The organism is Larsenimonas salina (assembly GCF_023736155.1).
GTDB classification, from domain to species: domain Bacteria; phylum Pseudomonadota; class Gammaproteobacteria; order Pseudomonadales; family Halomonadaceae; genus Larsenimonas; species Larsenimonas salina.
This window is the reverse complement of sequence record NZ_JAMLJJ010000001.1, coordinates 32742-48114: the sequence shown is the minus strand read 5'-3', so window position 1 is coordinate 48114 and position 15373 is coordinate 32742. Positions and strand designations below refer to the sequence as shown.

Annotated in this window: 16 protein-coding genes; 6 read left to right on the top strand and 10 right to left on the bottom strand. The window is 59.9% G+C overall.

The genetic code is table 11. The features are described from left to right. Positions 1-94: 94 nt before the first annotated feature. Positions 95-772, bottom strand: coding sequence for a phosphoglycolate phosphatase (locus tag NAT23_RS00230; protein WP_251924575.1), 678 nt, complete (start codon positions 770-772; stop codon positions 95-97). 158 nt (positions 773-930) lie between these two features. Between NAT23_RS00230 and NAT23_RS00225 the strand changes: the two genes are divergently transcribed. Next, on the top strand, positions 931-2232 hold the full coding sequence (locus NAT23_RS00225; protein WP_251924574.1) for an NAD(P)/FAD-dependent oxidoreductase: 1302 nt from the start codon (positions 931-933) through the stop codon (positions 2230-2232). Positions 2233-2239: 7 nt separating this feature from the next. Here the strand turns inward: NAT23_RS00225 and NAT23_RS00220 are convergent, their stop codons facing one another. From NAT23_RS00220 to NAT23_RS00205, 4 genes are all read right to left on the bottom strand, one after another. After that, positions 2240-3139 carry a ketopantoate reductase family protein gene (locus NAT23_RS00220; RefSeq protein WP_251924573.1) on the bottom strand — a complete coding sequence of 300 codons (900 nt, stop codon included), beginning with the start codon at positions 3137-3139 and terminating at the stop codon, positions 2240-2242. A gap of 170 nt (positions 3140-3309) precedes the next feature. Then, the gene (locus NAT23_RS00215) at positions 3310-3582 is read right to left on the bottom strand and encodes a GIY-YIG nuclease family protein (protein WP_350028293.1); all 273 of its coding nucleotides are present in this window, start codon (positions 3580-3582) and stop codon (positions 3310-3312) included. Further along, complete coding sequence (gene rpe, locus NAT23_RS00210) at positions 3579-4265, bottom strand: ribulose-phosphate 3-epimerase (protein ID WP_251924572.1); 687 nt, start codon at positions 4263-4265, stop codon at positions 3579-3581. The genes NAT23_RS00215 and rpe overlap by 4 nt, the downstream gene beginning before the upstream one ends. 82 nt (positions 4266-4347) lie before the next feature. Then, complete coding sequence (locus tag NAT23_RS00205; protein WP_251924571.1) at positions 4348-4539, bottom strand: hypothetical protein; 192 nt, start codon at positions 4537-4539, stop codon at positions 4348-4350. A gap of 155 nt (positions 4540-4694) precedes the next feature. On the opposite strand from NAT23_RS00205, the gene ggt reads away from it, so the two are divergent. Next, a complete protein-coding gene (gene ggt / locus NAT23_RS00200; RefSeq protein WP_433962184.1) occupies positions 4695-6428 on the top strand; it encodes a gamma-glutamyltransferase in 1734 nt (577 codons plus the stop codon). A 133-nt stretch (positions 6429-6561) separates the two neighbouring features. On the opposite strand, the gene NAT23_RS00195 is transcribed toward ggt, so the two are convergent. From NAT23_RS00195 to NAT23_RS00175, 5 genes are all read right to left on the bottom strand, one after another. Continuing rightward, positions 6562-7551 (bottom strand): asparaginase, encoded by a 990-nt coding sequence (locus NAT23_RS00195; RefSeq protein ID WP_251924570.1) that lies wholly within the window; start codon positions 7549-7551, stop codon positions 6562-6564. A gap of 58 nt (positions 7552-7609) precedes the next feature. Beyond that, positions 7610-9028: an aspartate ammonia-lyase gene (gene aspA / locus NAT23_RS00190; protein ID WP_251924569.1), complete on the bottom strand. Its 1419-nt coding sequence runs from the start codon at positions 9026-9028 to the stop codon at positions 7610-7612. A gap of 117 nt (positions 9029-9145) precedes the next feature. After that, positions 9146-9805, bottom strand: coding sequence for a class I SAM-dependent methyltransferase (locus tag NAT23_RS00185; RefSeq protein ID WP_251924561.1), 660 nt, complete (start codon positions 9803-9805; stop codon positions 9146-9148). Between the two features lie 115 nt (positions 9806-9920). Further along, a complete protein-coding gene (locus tag NAT23_RS00180; protein ID WP_251924558.1) occupies positions 9921-10496 on the bottom strand; it encodes a TIGR04211 family SH3 domain-containing protein in 576 nt (191 codons plus the stop codon). A gap of 267 nt (positions 10497-10763) precedes the next feature. Further along, positions 10764-11090, bottom strand: a complete 327-nt coding sequence (locus NAT23_RS00175; protein WP_251589427.1) for a DUF1820 family protein — start codon at positions 11088-11090, stop codon at positions 10764-10766. A gap of 291 nt (positions 11091-11381) precedes the next feature. Here NAT23_RS00175 and miaB point away from each other — a divergent pair, with 291 nt between their 5' ends. The 4 genes from miaB to NAT23_RS00155 all read left to right on the top strand — a co-directional run bounded on the left by miaB (position 11382) and on the right by NAT23_RS00155 (position 15254). Beyond that, entirely contained in the window at positions 11382-12725 is a 1344-nt protein-coding gene (miaB, locus tag NAT23_RS00170) for a tRNA (N6-isopentenyl adenosine(37)-C2)-methylthiotransferase MiaB (protein WP_251589424.1), read from the top strand. Between the two features lie 124 nt (positions 12726-12849). Continuing rightward, positions 12850-13860, top strand: a complete 1011-nt coding sequence (locus tag NAT23_RS00165; RefSeq protein ID WP_251589422.1) for a PhoH family protein — start codon at positions 12850-12852, stop codon at positions 13858-13860. After that, positions 13857-14312: an rRNA maturation RNase YbeY gene (ybeY, locus tag NAT23_RS00160; protein WP_251589420.1), complete on the top strand. Its 456-nt coding sequence runs from the start codon at positions 13857-13859 to the stop codon at positions 14310-14312. The genes NAT23_RS00165 and ybeY overlap by 4 nt, the downstream gene beginning before the upstream one ends. A gap of 30 nt (positions 14313-14342) precedes the next feature. After that, positions 14343-15254, top strand: coding sequence for a CorC family transporter (locus tag NAT23_RS00155; protein WP_251924556.1), 912 nt, complete (start codon positions 14343-14345; stop codon positions 15252-15254). Positions 15255-15373 lie beyond the last annotated feature (119 nt).

The following is a 15373-nucleotide window of genomic DNA, read 5'->3' as shown; positions in this document are numbered from 1 at the left end:
TACCTTTTGCATCGATTCGGGCACCGTGGGAGTCATGGGTAGGCTCAACGCACATTAGAAATTAAAAAAAGCCGTTTCAGACGGCAAATTTACCCTAAACGAGTTGTGCAAGCGATTCAATAACGAGCGTCGCGCCCGCCTCGTCAATGGGTTGCCCGTGATTATAGCCATAGGTAAGCGCCACGCTTTGACAGCCGGCGGCCTGGGCGGCGCGTATGTCATTGATCGAGTCACCCACCATCAATGTGCGCTCGGCGGGCACTGAAAAGGCCGCCATCGCATGCTCGAGGGGGCCAGGATCGGGTTTTTTGACCGCAAGCGTATCGCCGCCGACCAGCAGATCGAACAAACCGCCAAGCTGAAGGCCTTCAAGAATCGGGGTAATGAACAGCGCCGGCTTGTTGGTGACCACCGCCAGACGGCGCCCGGACTGTTTGAAGGCGGCGAGACTTTCTCGTACGCCGGGATATACGTCGGTGTTGCGGCAGAGCCGTTGACCGTAATGATGAAGAAAGCGCTGATGGATACTGTCGACGGTCGCCTCGTTAAACGGCGAGATCAGCCCCTGATCGCGGGCGGCGTTCAAGGCCCGCTCAACCAGCACATACGAGCCGTTGCCGACCCAGTCACGCACGGCCTCAAGCCTGGGTGCCGGATAGCCTCGCTCGCTCATGGCCTCGGCAAGGGCGCCGCCGAGATCGGGGGCGGAATCCACCAGCGTGCCGTCCAGGTCGAACAGAATCAGATCGATCGAGTCAAGTAAGTGATGCATTGAGTCTCCATAGGCCGGGAAATGCGAGGCGCTATCATCGCCTTGCCGCGCACGCTATTCTACCGATACACATTTTCAGGTTTGAATCTTTTCAACTTAAGGCGCAGGTACAGCGTAGCGCATAAGCGCCGCGCAGCCTGCCCAATTCGGGAGCATCGATGAAACATCCGCGAATCGTGGTCGTCGGCGGCGGTGCCGGCGGCCTGGAGCTGGTCACCCGGCTTGGCAAGAAACTCGGCAAGCGCAACAAGGCCGACATCGTGCTGGTCGACCGGGACCCGACGCACATCTGGAAACCGCTCTTGCATGAAGTGGCGACCGGCAAGCTCGACTCCGGGCTCGATGAAGTGTCCTATCAAGGCCATTCGCGCCATAACGGCTACCGCTTTCAACGCGGCACCATGACCGGGCTCGACAAGGAAAACCGCCGCATTCAGCTCGGCGCCATCATCGATGAGGACGACCATGAAATCCTGCCCGAGCGAACGCTTGATTACGACTACCTCGTGCTGTCACTTGGAAGCGTCTGCAACGATTTCGGCACCCCGGGCGTAGCCGACCACTGCTACTTTCTGGACAGCCCCAAGCAGGCCGAAATCTTTCGAAAGGCGCTTTTGAACACCTTCCTGCGTCACAATCACGATCAGGAAACCCAGTCTACCCGCCCGCTCAGCGTTGCAATCGTTGGCGCCGGGGCGACCGGGGTGGAACTCTCTGCGGAGCTTCTGGACGCAAGCGACATGCTCAACAGCTACGGCGTCACTCGCATGGACCGCCATAAGCTCACGGTGCATCTGATTGAAGCGGCGCCGCGGGTACTGCCGGCTCTGCCCGAGCGCATCAGTGCCCCCGTGCATCGCCAGCTCGAGCGCATCGGCGTGCGTATCCACACCGACACCAAGGTCACTCAGGCCGATGACGGCGGCTTCGAAACCGCCGACGGCACGCACATCGATGCCGATCTGACCGTATGGGCGGCGGGCATTCGCGGCCCGGCCTTTCTCTCGGAGCTGGGGCTTTCGACCCAGTCCAACCATCAGGTCATGGTCAATCAGACCCTTCAAAGCGTCGACGACAGCAATATCTTCGCCATGGGCGACTGCGCGGCCTGCCCCCAGCCCGGCGGCAAGCTTGTGCCTCCGCGGGCTCAGGCGGCTCACCAGCAGGCCAGCCGCCTCTACAAGAACCTTCTGGCGGCAATCGACGACAAACCCCTGAAGGAGTTCAACTACCGAGACATGGGCTCATTGGTGTCGCTATCGCATTTCGACGCCGTCGGCAATCTCATGCGCAGCAACTCCTCCAAGGGGCTGTTTGTCGAGGGCAAGCTCGCGAAACTGTTCTACGCCTCGCTCTACCGAATGCACCAGCAAACCATCCACGGTACCGCCAAGGCGGGCATGACCATGCTGGTCGATGGCATCAATACCTGGATTCGACCGCGCATGAAACTGCACTGAGACCGGCTCAGGCGCTCGGCATCTCGAGCGCCTTGATCAAAGTGTAGAGCGTCGTGTTGATGGGCGTGGGCACACCGTGCTCGCGCCCTTTTTGCATCAAAAACCCGTTGAACTCATCGACCTCGGTCGGTCGGCCTCGCGCCAGATCCTGCGCGGTGGAGGAGCGCTGATGCGCCATGGCCTGCATGAGCTCGAGCACGTCATGTTCAAGCGTTGCCCCTACATCGACGCCGCATGCGCGGGCCACCTCCACGCACTCCCTGATCAGCTCACCAAACCACGCACCGAGTGATGGCACCTCAAGCAGCGCCCCATAGGTGGACTGGCTAATGGCAGAAAGCGCGTTGAGGGCGCAGTTGACCAACAGCTTGTGCCAGCGCATCGCCTCCATGTCGGCATACAACTGACACTCGATCGCACTGCCTGACAGCACATTGAAAAAGGGCTCGATTCGACAGCGCGCGTCCAAACACAACCGCTGCCCGCCGCGATGCGCCACCACACCCGGCTCATTCATCCCGACCGCGGCGTACACCAGTGCCGGCCAGACAGGGTTGTTTGGCAACGCCTTTCGTAACCGCTCGGCACTTGTCAGCCCATTTTGAAGGCTCAGCACCGGCACATGCGCATGTAACCGGGAGCCAAGATGCTTTGCGGCCTCATCTATCTGCGCGCTCTTGGTGCAGCAGAGCACCAGCGAGGCTCCTTCAAGGCATTCAAGGCCGGTACTTGCGGTGATGTCTCGGACCCAGCGACGCCCTGAGGCCGTCTCGATCCGAAGCCCCTCGGCCTGGATGCGTTCAACATGACGCGCCCGGCCGATCAATGTCACCGAATGCCCGGCCTCGGCCAAAAGCCCGCCAAAGAAACAGCCGACCGCTCCGGCGCCGAACACGACTGTGTTCATGGTCTCATCACGTTCAACACACACGTTCAATACACCCAGGCCATGAAAACGGCACAAAAAAACGCCACCCGGTACAACCGCGTGGCGTGCTTCTCATCAAGTACTCTACGGCACCCTATCGATTTTAGCCCCACTCGGTCCAATCGCGGGGCACCTAAATATTAACACGCTCAACGCACCGCGTCAGCGGATGACCGCGCCGCAAGCCAGCGGCGTTTTTCGAGCGCGGAAAGGCGCTTGATCGAGGCCTCCAGGCGCAAGGCCTTGCCGTGATCACCGACCCACTCCCAGTGCATGAGCACCAAGGGCCCCTTGCCGCGAAGCGCCTTGGCCCCTCGCCCGGCCTCATGCTCGGCACATCGGCGTTCAACGTCGGTGGTAATGCCGGTATAGAGCGTACCGCGCCGGGTTTGAAGCATATACAGGTACCAGTCGCGGCTCACGCCTTGGCGGCCTCGGCCTTCAAGTCGCGGATGACCGAATCGTAGCCGTTCGGGTCGTCGTCGCGGCGGTGATTGAAGATTGCCGAGCCCGCAACGAATGTATCGGCGCCGGCGGCGGCAATCTCCTTGATGTTATCGACCTTGACGCCGCCGTCGACCTCGAGCCAGATGTCCCGGCCGCTTGCGTCGATGCGCGCGCGCGCATCGCGGAGCTTATCAAGCGCGGTAGGTATGAAAGACTGACCGCCAAAGCCTGGATTGACGCTCATGATGAGCACCATATCGATCTTGTCCATGACGTAATCCAGGTACGCAAGAGGCGTCGCCGGGTTGAACACAAGACCTGCCTTGGCGCCGCCCTCCTTGATCAGTGAGAGGGAGCGGTCAATGTGGGCGCTCGCTTCCGGGTGAAAGGTAATGATGTCGGCGCCGGCATCGAGAAAATCGCCGATCAACCGGTCAACCGGGTCGACCATCAGGTGAACGTCAATGGTCGCGGTGACGCCGTAGTTTCGAAGCGCCTTGCACACCGGCGCACCGAAGGTCAGATTCGGGACGAAATGGTTGTCCATTACATCGAAGTGGATCATGTCCGCGCCACTGGCAAGCACGTTTTCCACCTCAGCCCCCAGACGTGCAAAATCAGCAGACAGGATGGACGGGGCAATACGGCAATCGGTCACAAAACACTCCTATAGATCCGACATCGAAAGGAAAAAAGTATAACAAAGAAAAGGCGGCCGAAGCCGCCCCAGTCACTGCACGTTATTCCGCGTTTTCGTAGCGATGCTTGGCATCTTCTGCGTCTGCAAGATCCTCGTATTCGCTGAGCAAAATACCGTCTTCGGGCGTAACACCTCGAAGTTCGTACACATACACTGTCTCGCCTTCCGGCGTGACACCACGCTCGACCTTTTGAATTTCGGCCTTACGGGGACCTGGCGCTCGATCCGGCATTGCTCACCTCTCTCATCAAGTCACGTTCACAATCAAAGACCCGTGTCATCCATTTCGTCAACACGTGCTCTGAAGATATAGCAGACCGTGCACGTGTGCAGCAGCTGCTAAAGTGAAACCACGTCAACGTTCAACAACAACCAAGGAAAAAAGCGATGCGTCGATCCATAAAACGCCCCGGCACGTGGCTTGCACTAGTCACCACGCTTTTGATGTCAGGCCCTCAAGGCGTTGTGGCCAGTGAAGCGATCCTCGAAAGCGAACGTTTCCAACCGGAACACGGCACTCACGGCATGGTCTCGACCAGCCACGAGCTTGCAAGCGAGGTCGCGCGAAACGTGCTGGCAGAGGGCGGTAACGCCGTCGACGCCGCAGTGACAGCAGGTTTTGCCCTGGCGGTCACTCAGCCGCGCTCGGGCAATATTGGCGGCGGCGGGTTCATGCTGATTTCCGATGACGCGCACGACAAGGTCATCGCGATCGATTATCGCGAAACGGCGCCGAGTGCGGCCTATCGCACCATGTTCCAGGATGATGACGGTAATGTGGTCGAGGAGCGTTCGCGCTTTTCCGCCAACGCATCCGGCGTGCCCGGCACGGTCGCAGGCCTTGCACTCGCGCTTGACCACTACGGCACGTATTCACTGGCCAAGGCACTGGCGCCTGCCATCACGCTGGCCGAAGACGGCTTCATCGTGCCCAAGCGGTTCTCCGATGGCCTGATCGAGGCCAGAGAGCGGCTGACCAAGTGGCCGGAGAGCACCAAAACATTCTACAAGCCCGATGGCAGCGCCTATCAGGCCGGTGAACGCTTCATCCAGCCGGAGCTGGCCGCCACCCTCAAGCGCATTGCCGCACATGGGCCAGAGGAGTTTTACACCGGCAAGACCGCGGACTACCTGATCGACACCATTCAGGCCCACGGCGGGATGATGACCAAAGACGACCTGGCCAACTACACGCCCAAGGTACGCACGCCGGTGCATGGCACCTACCGCGGCTATGACGTTTACTCGATGTCGCCGCCCTCCTCGGGCGGCGTCCACATCGTTCAGATACTCAACATACTTGAAGGCGATGACATCGGTGCGATGGGGCTCAACTCGGCCGCAACGATTCACGTGATGAGCGAGGCCATGAAACGGGCCTACGCCGACCGTTCCAAGTACCTGGGCGACAGCGATTTTGTTGATGTCCCGCTCAAGGCGCTGACCAGCAAGGACTACGCCAAGACGCTTCGCGCCGAGTTCGATCTCGCCCATCCGACGCCCTCAAGCGACATTGGCCCCGGCCCGGTTCAGCGTTATGAATCCAACGAAACCACACACTTTTCGGTGGCCGATGACTCGGGGCTTGCCGTATCCAACACCTACACCCTGAACTTCAGCTACGGCTCGGGGCTGACCGTTGCCGGCGCCGGTTTTTTGCTCAACAACGAAATGGATGACTTTTCATCGAAGCCCGGCGTGCCCAACGCCTACGGCCTGATCGGTGGGGAAGCCAACGCCATCGAGCCCAACAAGCGCATGCTGTCGTCGATGTCGCCGACCATCGTCAAGAAAGATGGCAAGAACTTTCTGGTCACGGGAAGCCCCGGTGGTTCGCGCATCATCACGACCACGCTTCAGGTCATCATGAACGTGATCGATCATGACATGAACATCCAGTCCGCCGTAAGCGCGCCGCGCATTCACGATCAGTGGCTCCCGGAAGAGCTTCGCATCGAACAGGGCATCAGCCCCGACACCGTGCGACTGCTCGAGGCGATGGGGCATAAGGTCGAGACCAAACCGGCCATAGGGGCCAGCGAATCGATTCTGATTGAAAACGGCCAGTTCCAGGGCGGCGCTGACCCGCGCCGAGCCACCTCAAGCGCCATGGGCCTTTAAAAAAAGGCTTTTAAAAAAATAGCGCCTTTAAAAAGTAAGACCTTTAAAAAAACAGAGCTTCAAGCACAGAACCTTCAAGCACAGGCGCGTGCCCTGAACCGCGCTCGAGGTGACGTCTGCATGAGAGGCGGCGTCAGATCGAGCGCTCCCCGCACACATTCATATCGATCAATTCAGCCTGCTCAAACGCGGACAAATTGCGTTGAGCCAGCACGAAGTGGAGCTTGGCGTAGGCCGCCTCTCGGGTCATGTCACCGCCCGAGAGCACGCCGACGTCTTGCAGCACCTGTCCGGCCTCATAGGTCGCAAGTGCAACACCGCCCTGCGCGCACTGACTGATCGCGACGACCAGGACGCCTTCGGCGTGGGCACGCTTGAGCGCCGCCATGAAGGCCCCGTTCTCGGACGGCCCGGTGCCGCTGCCGAAGCACTCAAGCACCACGGCATCGAGGCCTGTATCTAACATGGACTCAAGTAACGCCGGGTCAACGCCTGGATAGAGTGGAAAAACACCGACCTTCGGCATTGTTTCGGGCAGTTCACACGTGACAGGGACCTGAGTGCGCGCCTGCGCCTTTACCTGATCATCGGCGTAGGGCACCGCCTGAAACGCCTGCCAGCCGTGGCTTTTCACCTTACGCGTACGCGTGGCCGGCATCAGCGTCTCATGAAAGAACAGGCTGACGCCGTTGGGCGCGCGCTCAAGCGCCTGGAGGCTTCCGAAGAAGTTCGGCCAGGCGTCGCCCCCCTCGACACCTGCCGGCCACATCGAGCCGGTGATGATCACCGGAAGGTCGATGTCCTTGAGCCAGAACGAAAGCGCCGCCGCGCTGTAGGCAAGCGTGTCGGTACCGTGCAGGACGACCACACCGGAGGCGCCCGCGCGCGCGCTCGCGCGCACGGCCTCGATCACCCGCCGCCAGTGCGTCGGGGTCATGTTGGCGCTGTCGATCAGGGGCGCGAGTGCATGAAATGACCACGCCGGCAGCGGCGTGGCCCACGTCGACTGCGCCTGATGGTTTTGGGCCAGCCGGTCCAGCCCATCGGCCGGCGCCAGCCCATTGGGGCCTTCACGCATGCCAATGGTGCCACCGGTGTACAGAATATGGACGCTTCCCGTCATAGGGCGGTCTCCAATCGATGCGTTGAACCTAATACGTTGAACCCAAGATACGTTGAACCTAGGGCGCCAGCGGCTTCAAACGTGGCGCGATCATGTTTTCAGGACGCAGGATGTCGGCTAGAACAGCCTCGTCAAGCAGCCGCTCTTCACGGACGAGCTCCAGCACGCCACGACCGCTTTCAAGCGCCTCACGCGCGATGCGGGTCGCGTTCTCATAGCCGATGTAGGGATTGAGCGCCGTGATCAGCCCGATCGAGTGCTCTACCTGGCTACGACAGTGCGCCTCATTGGCGACGATCCCCTCGATGCAGTGCGCGCGCAGCATGGTCATGGCCCGGCTCAAAAGACGCACTGAATCGAACGTGCGGTAGGCGATCAAGGGCTCCATGACGTTGAGCTGAAGCTGCCCGCCTTCGGCGGCCATGGTGACGGCCAGGTCGTTGCCGATGACGTCGAACGCCACCTGATTGACTGCCTCGGGAATGACCGGATTGACCTTGCCCGGCATGATGGAACTGCCCGGCTGGCGGGCCGGCAGGTTGATTTCGTTCAACCCGGTGCGCGGGCCGCTGGAAAGCAGCCTCAGGTCATTGCAGATCTTTGAAAGCTTGACCGCCAACCGCTTGAGCATGCCTGAAATCAGAACGAATGCGCCCATGTCCGACGTCGCCTCGATCAAGTCAAGTGCGGGACGAAGCGGCATGCCACTTATCTCGGCCAAACGCTCAACGGCCAATCGCTGATAGGCAGGGTCGGCGTTGATGCCGGTGCCGATCGCGGTGCCCCCCAGATTGACCTCGACCAGAAGCTCAGGGGCCATCCGCTCCAGATGCTGGAGATCTTCGCGCAGCGTGTTGGCAAAGGCGTGAAATTCCTGGCCAAGGGTCATCGGCACCGCGTCCTGAAGCTGGGTTCGACCCATTTTCAGGACGGAGGCGAACTCATCGCCCTTTCGACCAAGGGCGTCACACAGCTCGGACAGACTATCGAGCAGGGACTGATGCCCTAGAAGAAGGCCGACTCGAATCGCGGTGGGATAGGCGTCATTGGTCGATTGAGCCATGTTGACGTCATTGTTGGGATGCAGGTAATGATACGCACCCCGCTCGTGCCCCAGGCATTCAAGGCCAATGTTTGCGATGACTTCATTGGCGTTCATGTTGGTCGACGTACCGGCACCGCCCTGGATCATGTCGACCACGAACTGCTCGTGAAACTCCCCATCGATCAGCTTCTGACACGCCTGGGTGATGGCGCCGTGCTTGGTATCATCGAGGTAGCCAAGCCGATGGTTGGCATCGGCTGCCGCATGCTTGACCATTGCCAGTGCGACAACGAACTTCGGGTAGTGCGACAGCGGAACGCCGGTCAGATTGAAGTTCTCGACCGCGCGCAGGGTTTGAATGCCGTAATAGGCCTCTCGAGGGACGTCCTTTTCACCCAATAAATCTTTTTCCAAACGAAAGGCAGCATTCATGACGGTATCCGGTTGCGATTAGACAGGACCGCCAATCTACGGCCGCGCGCAGGTGCCGTCTAATGCCCGCCGCTTCTGACTCATGCCAAACTCGAATGGTGTCCGACGAGGCGGCGCTTAACGCTGCACCTGAACCTCATCATCGACGGGCCCCTTGCGCACCAGCTGCCAGATGTCTTCGCGCTCACCGTCGATGGCGGTAAATTCGCCCAGCCAGGTACGCTCGAAGTTGGCATCGAACAGATGCTCAAGCTCCTCTTTTGACACGTGAAACGGTGGGCCGTGCTTGATCGCCTCTCCGGTTTTCTCAAGCGTGATCAAGAGTCCGGCTGCACCGGGCGGCAGCAGCTGCGCCAGATGAAAGGCGTAACGCTGACGCCTGGCCGGCGGCAAGGCAATCAGGGCGGCGCGGTCGTAGAAGGCGCCGAACGGGCCGCCGTGGTCGCGCCGGAACTGAAAGAAATCCCCACACAGGATTTCGACCCCGCTTTGGCGAATCCCCTTGAACCCATCGCGTGAGACATGCTCGACGTCATCGTCGCTGCCCTGGGTGAACTGCAAAAGCGCCGCCTGGGCAAGCTCGACCCCAACGACCGGATGCCCCCGATGGGCAAGCCAGCGCATGTCGACGCTCTTGCCGCACAGCGGCACCAGTACGCGTGCATGCCGCGCAAGCGCGAGCTCTGACCAGTAATCGGTCAGCCCCGTATGAGGCGCGTCGAGATTGAACCCGATGCGCCCCTCGTCCCAGCGACTGAGCCAGGCATCGTTGGTCATTCGATCGTCCTTAGTGCAGTGGTTGAACGTCTACGTCAGTGGTTGAACGTCATACCAAGACGTGTGCTGACGTTTGACGTGTCCTGACGCCGCCTGGGCGACAGCCGCCGGGCAATTAGAACCAGCGGTCGCGTTTTTTCCGGCGGCGCGGCAGATGGGGCACCATCAGTCCGACAAGAAGCCCCGCCCCGGCGACGCTTCCGCCATACACGAAATAGCGCATCAGCAGGTCGTCACGCTCGCTGTCGAGCCGAGCCTTGTAGGTACGAAGCTGCTCCTGGGCCTGACTGAGTTCCTGGTCGAGCTCGCCATTTTGCTGCTCGAGGTCGGCGATGCGCTGCTGACGCGTATTGAGCAACTGCGTCGAGCCCGAAACCTTGTCTTCCCAGCGATTATTGACGGTGTCGAGCTTCTGTTGAAGCGTGGCCACTTTGTCCTTGAGCGCGGGCACCTGCTCGGCATCGCTTCGCTGAGCCTGAAGGTCGCTGCTCATTATCCACACGGTGTCGCCGCCTTCGCTTCGAACCTGACTGTAGTCACCACTGGTTTGCAGTAATGTGACCTTATCCCCAGAGGTCAGGGTACCCACGATGCGGTATTCATCGGTCGGCCCGCTTCGAACATAGGCGGTCAGATCGTCGCTGACCCAGCGCGACGGCTCGGCGTGGGCGACACCCGCAATCGAGAGCATCACCGCACCTATTGTTAAGCGTTTGATTTTAGACATGATCACATCATCTTCTCGCCGTTGGAGCTGCCTGTACCCTCGTACCGGACAGCCTGTACCAGGTGGCGGTGAGCGCAGGTCCCACGCCACGTTTTTTATCGAGGTGTTTAATCCACACATTCTGTGGATAACATTTTGGACAACAGGTCGTCGGACGTTTTTAAAGTGCCGAATGCTCTATGATCACAACAGATTGTTCACTTTTTAACCACCAGCATGCCCGCTGCCATTCTAGTCGTCTCGCTGTCCCCAGTTCGGTGGCGTCGGAAACGGCGCGACATTGCCGCTGGCCTTGACCGCGCGCGCCTCGCCCTCACGCTCGACCTCATCGATCCGAACGATGGCGTTCATGGGAATGTAGCTTCGTTGAACGCCCTCGAAGGCCTTCTTGAGCTTTTCGGCGCTCGGGTCGACCACGACCGAGGACGTGTCACCGAACACTACCCCCTCGACCTCGAGAAACCCCCACAGGTCGCTTTGATAGATCTCGCGGGCGTAAAGCTCCCAGACCTCGTTTTGTTGATGAAAGATGACTCGATACACCGATTTGGCTGGCATCCGCGCCTGCCCCTCCCCGCACTGTCATGGGTTGACGACACAAAAACCGCGAGTCTACCACAGAGTCACGACACTGCACTGCGCCTCTGGTCGTGGGCCCGATAGCTCCGTATAATACCGCGCAAACGCCAAACATCGACGATGCACCCATCCGGGCCAAACCCGCACGTTCACCGCTTTTTCCTTACCTGATGCCCTCTGACCTGGCTCTAGGCCGGTGATCGATCACGTCGTCGTCGATCGACCCTGACATGCAACAAGGCCTACGCCTTCAAGAGAACGACTTCGATCATGACGAAGAAACTCTTCATCAAGACCCACGGCTGCCAAATGAACGAGTACGACTCCGACCGGATCGCGGATCTGCTTGGCGACTCGCATCAGATGGAGCTGACCGACGACGAAACCGAGGCTGATGTGGTCCTCCTGAACACCTGCTCCATTCGTGAAAAGGCGCAGGAAAAGGTGTTCCATCAGCTCGGGCGCTGGAAGAAACTGAAAGAAGCCAACCCGAACCTGGTCATCGGCGTCGGCGGCTGCGTGGCAAGCCAGGAAGGCGCCAACATCAACAAGCGCGCGCCGCACGTTGATCTGGTGTTTGGCCCACAGACGCTGCACCGCGTCCCGGACATGCTCAACACTCGCGCCGAAAACCAGATTTCGGTGGTCGATGTGACCTTTCCCGAGATCGAGAAGTTCGACCGGCTGCCCAAGCCAACCTCCGACGGCGCTACCGCGTTCGTGTCCATCATGGAGGGCTGCTCGAAGTACTGCAGCTTTTGCGTGGTGCCCTACACCCGCGGTGAGGAAATCTCGCGCGGGTTCGAAAGCGTCATGAGCGAGGTGGTGCATCTGGCCGATCAGGGCGTCCGCGAGATCAACCTTCTCGGTCAGAACGTCAACGCCTATCAGGGCCTTGATCAAAACGGCGACGAGATCGACCTGGCCGAGCTGATCGGCTGCGTCGCGGCCGTGGACGGCATCGACCGCATTCGCTTCACAACCTCGCACCCGGTCGAGTTCTCCGATAGCCTCATCGAGGCCTATGGCGAGATTCCAGAGCTTGTAAGTCACCTGCACCTGCCGGTGCAGTCAGGCTCCAACCGCGTGCTTGAAATGATGAAACGCGGTCACACCCGAGACGAGTACATCGAAAAGATGGAGCGCATTCGCGCGCTAAGGCCCGACATCAGTTTTTCCTCGGACTTCATCATCGGCTTTCCCGGCGAAACCGAGGCCGACTTCGAAGACACTATGGATCTGATTCATCGCATCGGCTTCGACATGTCGTTCAGCTTCGTGTACTCGAAGCGCCCCGGCACGCCGGCGTCCGATCTTGAGGATGACACCCCCGAGCAGCTCAAGAAACAGCGCCTTGCCATCCTGCAGGAGCGAATCAACCAGCAGGCGATGGCGATTTCACGGCGCATGGTCGGCAATACCGAGCGCATTCTGGTCACCGGGTTTTCGCCCAAGGATCCGGGCGAGCTCTCGGGCCGCACCGAGAACAACCGCGTGGTCAACTTCCGGGCCGCCAACCCGATCGAGCTCATCGGCCATTTCGTCGACGTTACCATCACCACGGCCTATCCGAATTCCCTGCGCGGTGAACTGATTTCCGACGCACGCCATTGATCTTGCCTGCCACGGGCATGGAGACGAGGCTAATTCTCCATGCCCTGCCTGATGTTATTGCCCCTCGTGCATGCATCGCAGTAAGCTGGCCGCATACATTCAGCAACCAGCATGGACACGCATCTTGACCCAAAACGCCGGTAACGCGCACCGAATTATCCAGCTGTCGCTGGAACCCAATGACCCGATGCGGCTGTCGAGCCTGTGCGGTCAGCAGGATGAACACTTAAAGCTCATCGAAGGCCGACTCGACGTCACCATTCGAAACCGGGGCAATGCCTTCCAGATTGCAGGCCCCAACGCCAAGGCCAAGATTGCCTCAACCCTGGTCGAGCATCTCTACCGCGAAACCGCCACCAGCGAGCTGACGCCTGAAGCCGTGCACCTCTATCTGCAGGAATCCGGCATGGAAGCGCTCGAAGAGGAAGAGAACGAGGAAGGCGCTGGCAACGACGCCGAGGGCGGCGGCGTGATCATTCGCACCCCGCGGGTGATGATCAAGCCTCGAGGCCTCAATCAGCAGGCCTACGTCAAAAGCATCCACGAAAACGACATCAACTTCGGCATCGGCCCGGCCGGTACCGGCAAGACCCACCTGGCGGTGGCTGCCGCCGTCGAGGCGCTCAACCAGCAGCAGGTGCGGCGTATCCTTCTGGTACGCCCGGCGGTCGAGGCCGGTGAAAAGCTCGGGTTTCTGCCAGGCGATCTCGCCCAGAAGATCGACCCCTATCTGCGCCCGCTTTATGACGCCCTGTATGAAATGCTCGGGTTCGAGCAGGTCGGCAAACTGATCGAGCGTCAGGTGATCGAGATTGCCCCGCTTGCCTACATGCGCGGACGTACGCTCAACAACGCCTTCATCATTCTCGATGAAAGCCAGAACACCACCCGCGAGCAGATGAAGATGTTCCTGACGCGCATTGGCTTTGGCTCCACCGCCGTGATCACCGGCGATGCGACCCAGGTCGACCTGCCCAAGGGGCAGAGCTCTGGATTGATTCACGTGATGAACATCCTGAAGGACGTACCCGGCATCGGCATGACCCATTTCGCCGCCAAGGACGTCGTTCGCCACCCCCTCGTTCAGCGCATCATCGAAGCCTATGACCGCTTCGAGGACTCGAGCTACCAATGAGCCAGGTGATCGTCGACCGCCAGGTGGCAACGTCGGCCGAGACGCTGCCCGAGGTGGCCCAGCTCGAGCGCTGGCTTGATACCGTGACCGAGCGCCTCGAACTCGAGGCGCCCGAGCTTACCGTCCGGTTCGTCGATGAACCGGAAAGCCGTGAGCTCAACCACACCTATCGCGACAAGGACAAAAGCACCAACGTGCTCTCCTTTCCGTTCGAGGCCCCACCCGGCATTGAGCTTCCCCTGCTGGGCGATCTGGTCATTTGTACTCAGGTCGTTGAGCGTGAAGCCGTTGAACAAACCAAACCCTTGATGGATCACTACGCCCATTTGGTGATACACGGGTGCTTGCACCTGCTTGGCTATGACCATATAGATGACAGCGAGGCCGAGGAAATGGAGCAGCTCGAACGCGAACTGCTAGCCCGGCTCGACATCAGTGATCCGTACCGTTAATCACATCAAAGAGGATGAGAGACAACTCGCATGAGCGATGACCGATCGAGTAGCCAGGGCAGCAAGTCCTGGCTTGATAAGTTGCTCGGTGCCTTTTCAAACGACAGTGAAGAACCCAGCTCCGTCGATGAGCTGAAGAACTTCCTGCGTGACGCCGGCACTCGGCTAAGCCTCGATCAGGACGGCATGACCATCATCGAAGGCGCGTTCGAAATCAGCAGTCAGCAAGCTCGGGAGGCGATGATCCCTCGCTCCCAGATCGTTGCGATCAGCGCTGACCAGCAACCGGACGACTTTTTGCCCATCATCATGGAAAGTGCACACTCGCGCTATCCCGTGGTCGATGACAATCTCGATGAAATCATAGGCGTTCTGCTCGTAAAGGACCTGCTGCCCCTGATCATGCAAAGCGCTGAGCAGCGCGCCCTGTTTGATATGCGCAAGCTCATGCGGCCCGCCATGTTCATTCCGGAATCCAAGCGGCTAAACAATCTGCTCAAGGAATTTCGCGATACCCGCAACCACATGGCGATCGTTGTGGATGAGTATGGCGGCACCGCTGGACTGGTCACGATCGAGGACATCCTCGAACAGATCGTGGGCGACATCGAGGATGAGCACGACATCGAGGATGAGGACGACATCCGCGACCTCGGCGATGGCAGTTTTGCCGTCAAGGCACTGACCCCGATCGAAGACTTCAACGAGCGTTTCGAAACCCGGTTTTCAGATGACGAGTTCGACACCGTCGGCGGGCTGGTCATGCAGCGGTTCGGGCACCTGCCGAGACGCCTTGAGTCGACCGATCTCGAGCAGTGGCGTTTCACGGTCATGAACGCCGATAATCGACGTATTCGCCTGCTCAAGGCCACACCGCTCGGCAAGGGGTATACCGCCGACGACGATGAGCACGCATCAAACGCTCAGGATACGTCCTACTAAGGCCAAGGCGCCGTCCTAGGCCGGCGCCGCCCCTGTCCTTTCGATCCCGTCAAAGGCCTGCGCTCATCCCTGGCCCTCGGGTGCATCGCACCGCGCCCTTTCGCCCCGTGCAACAAGGA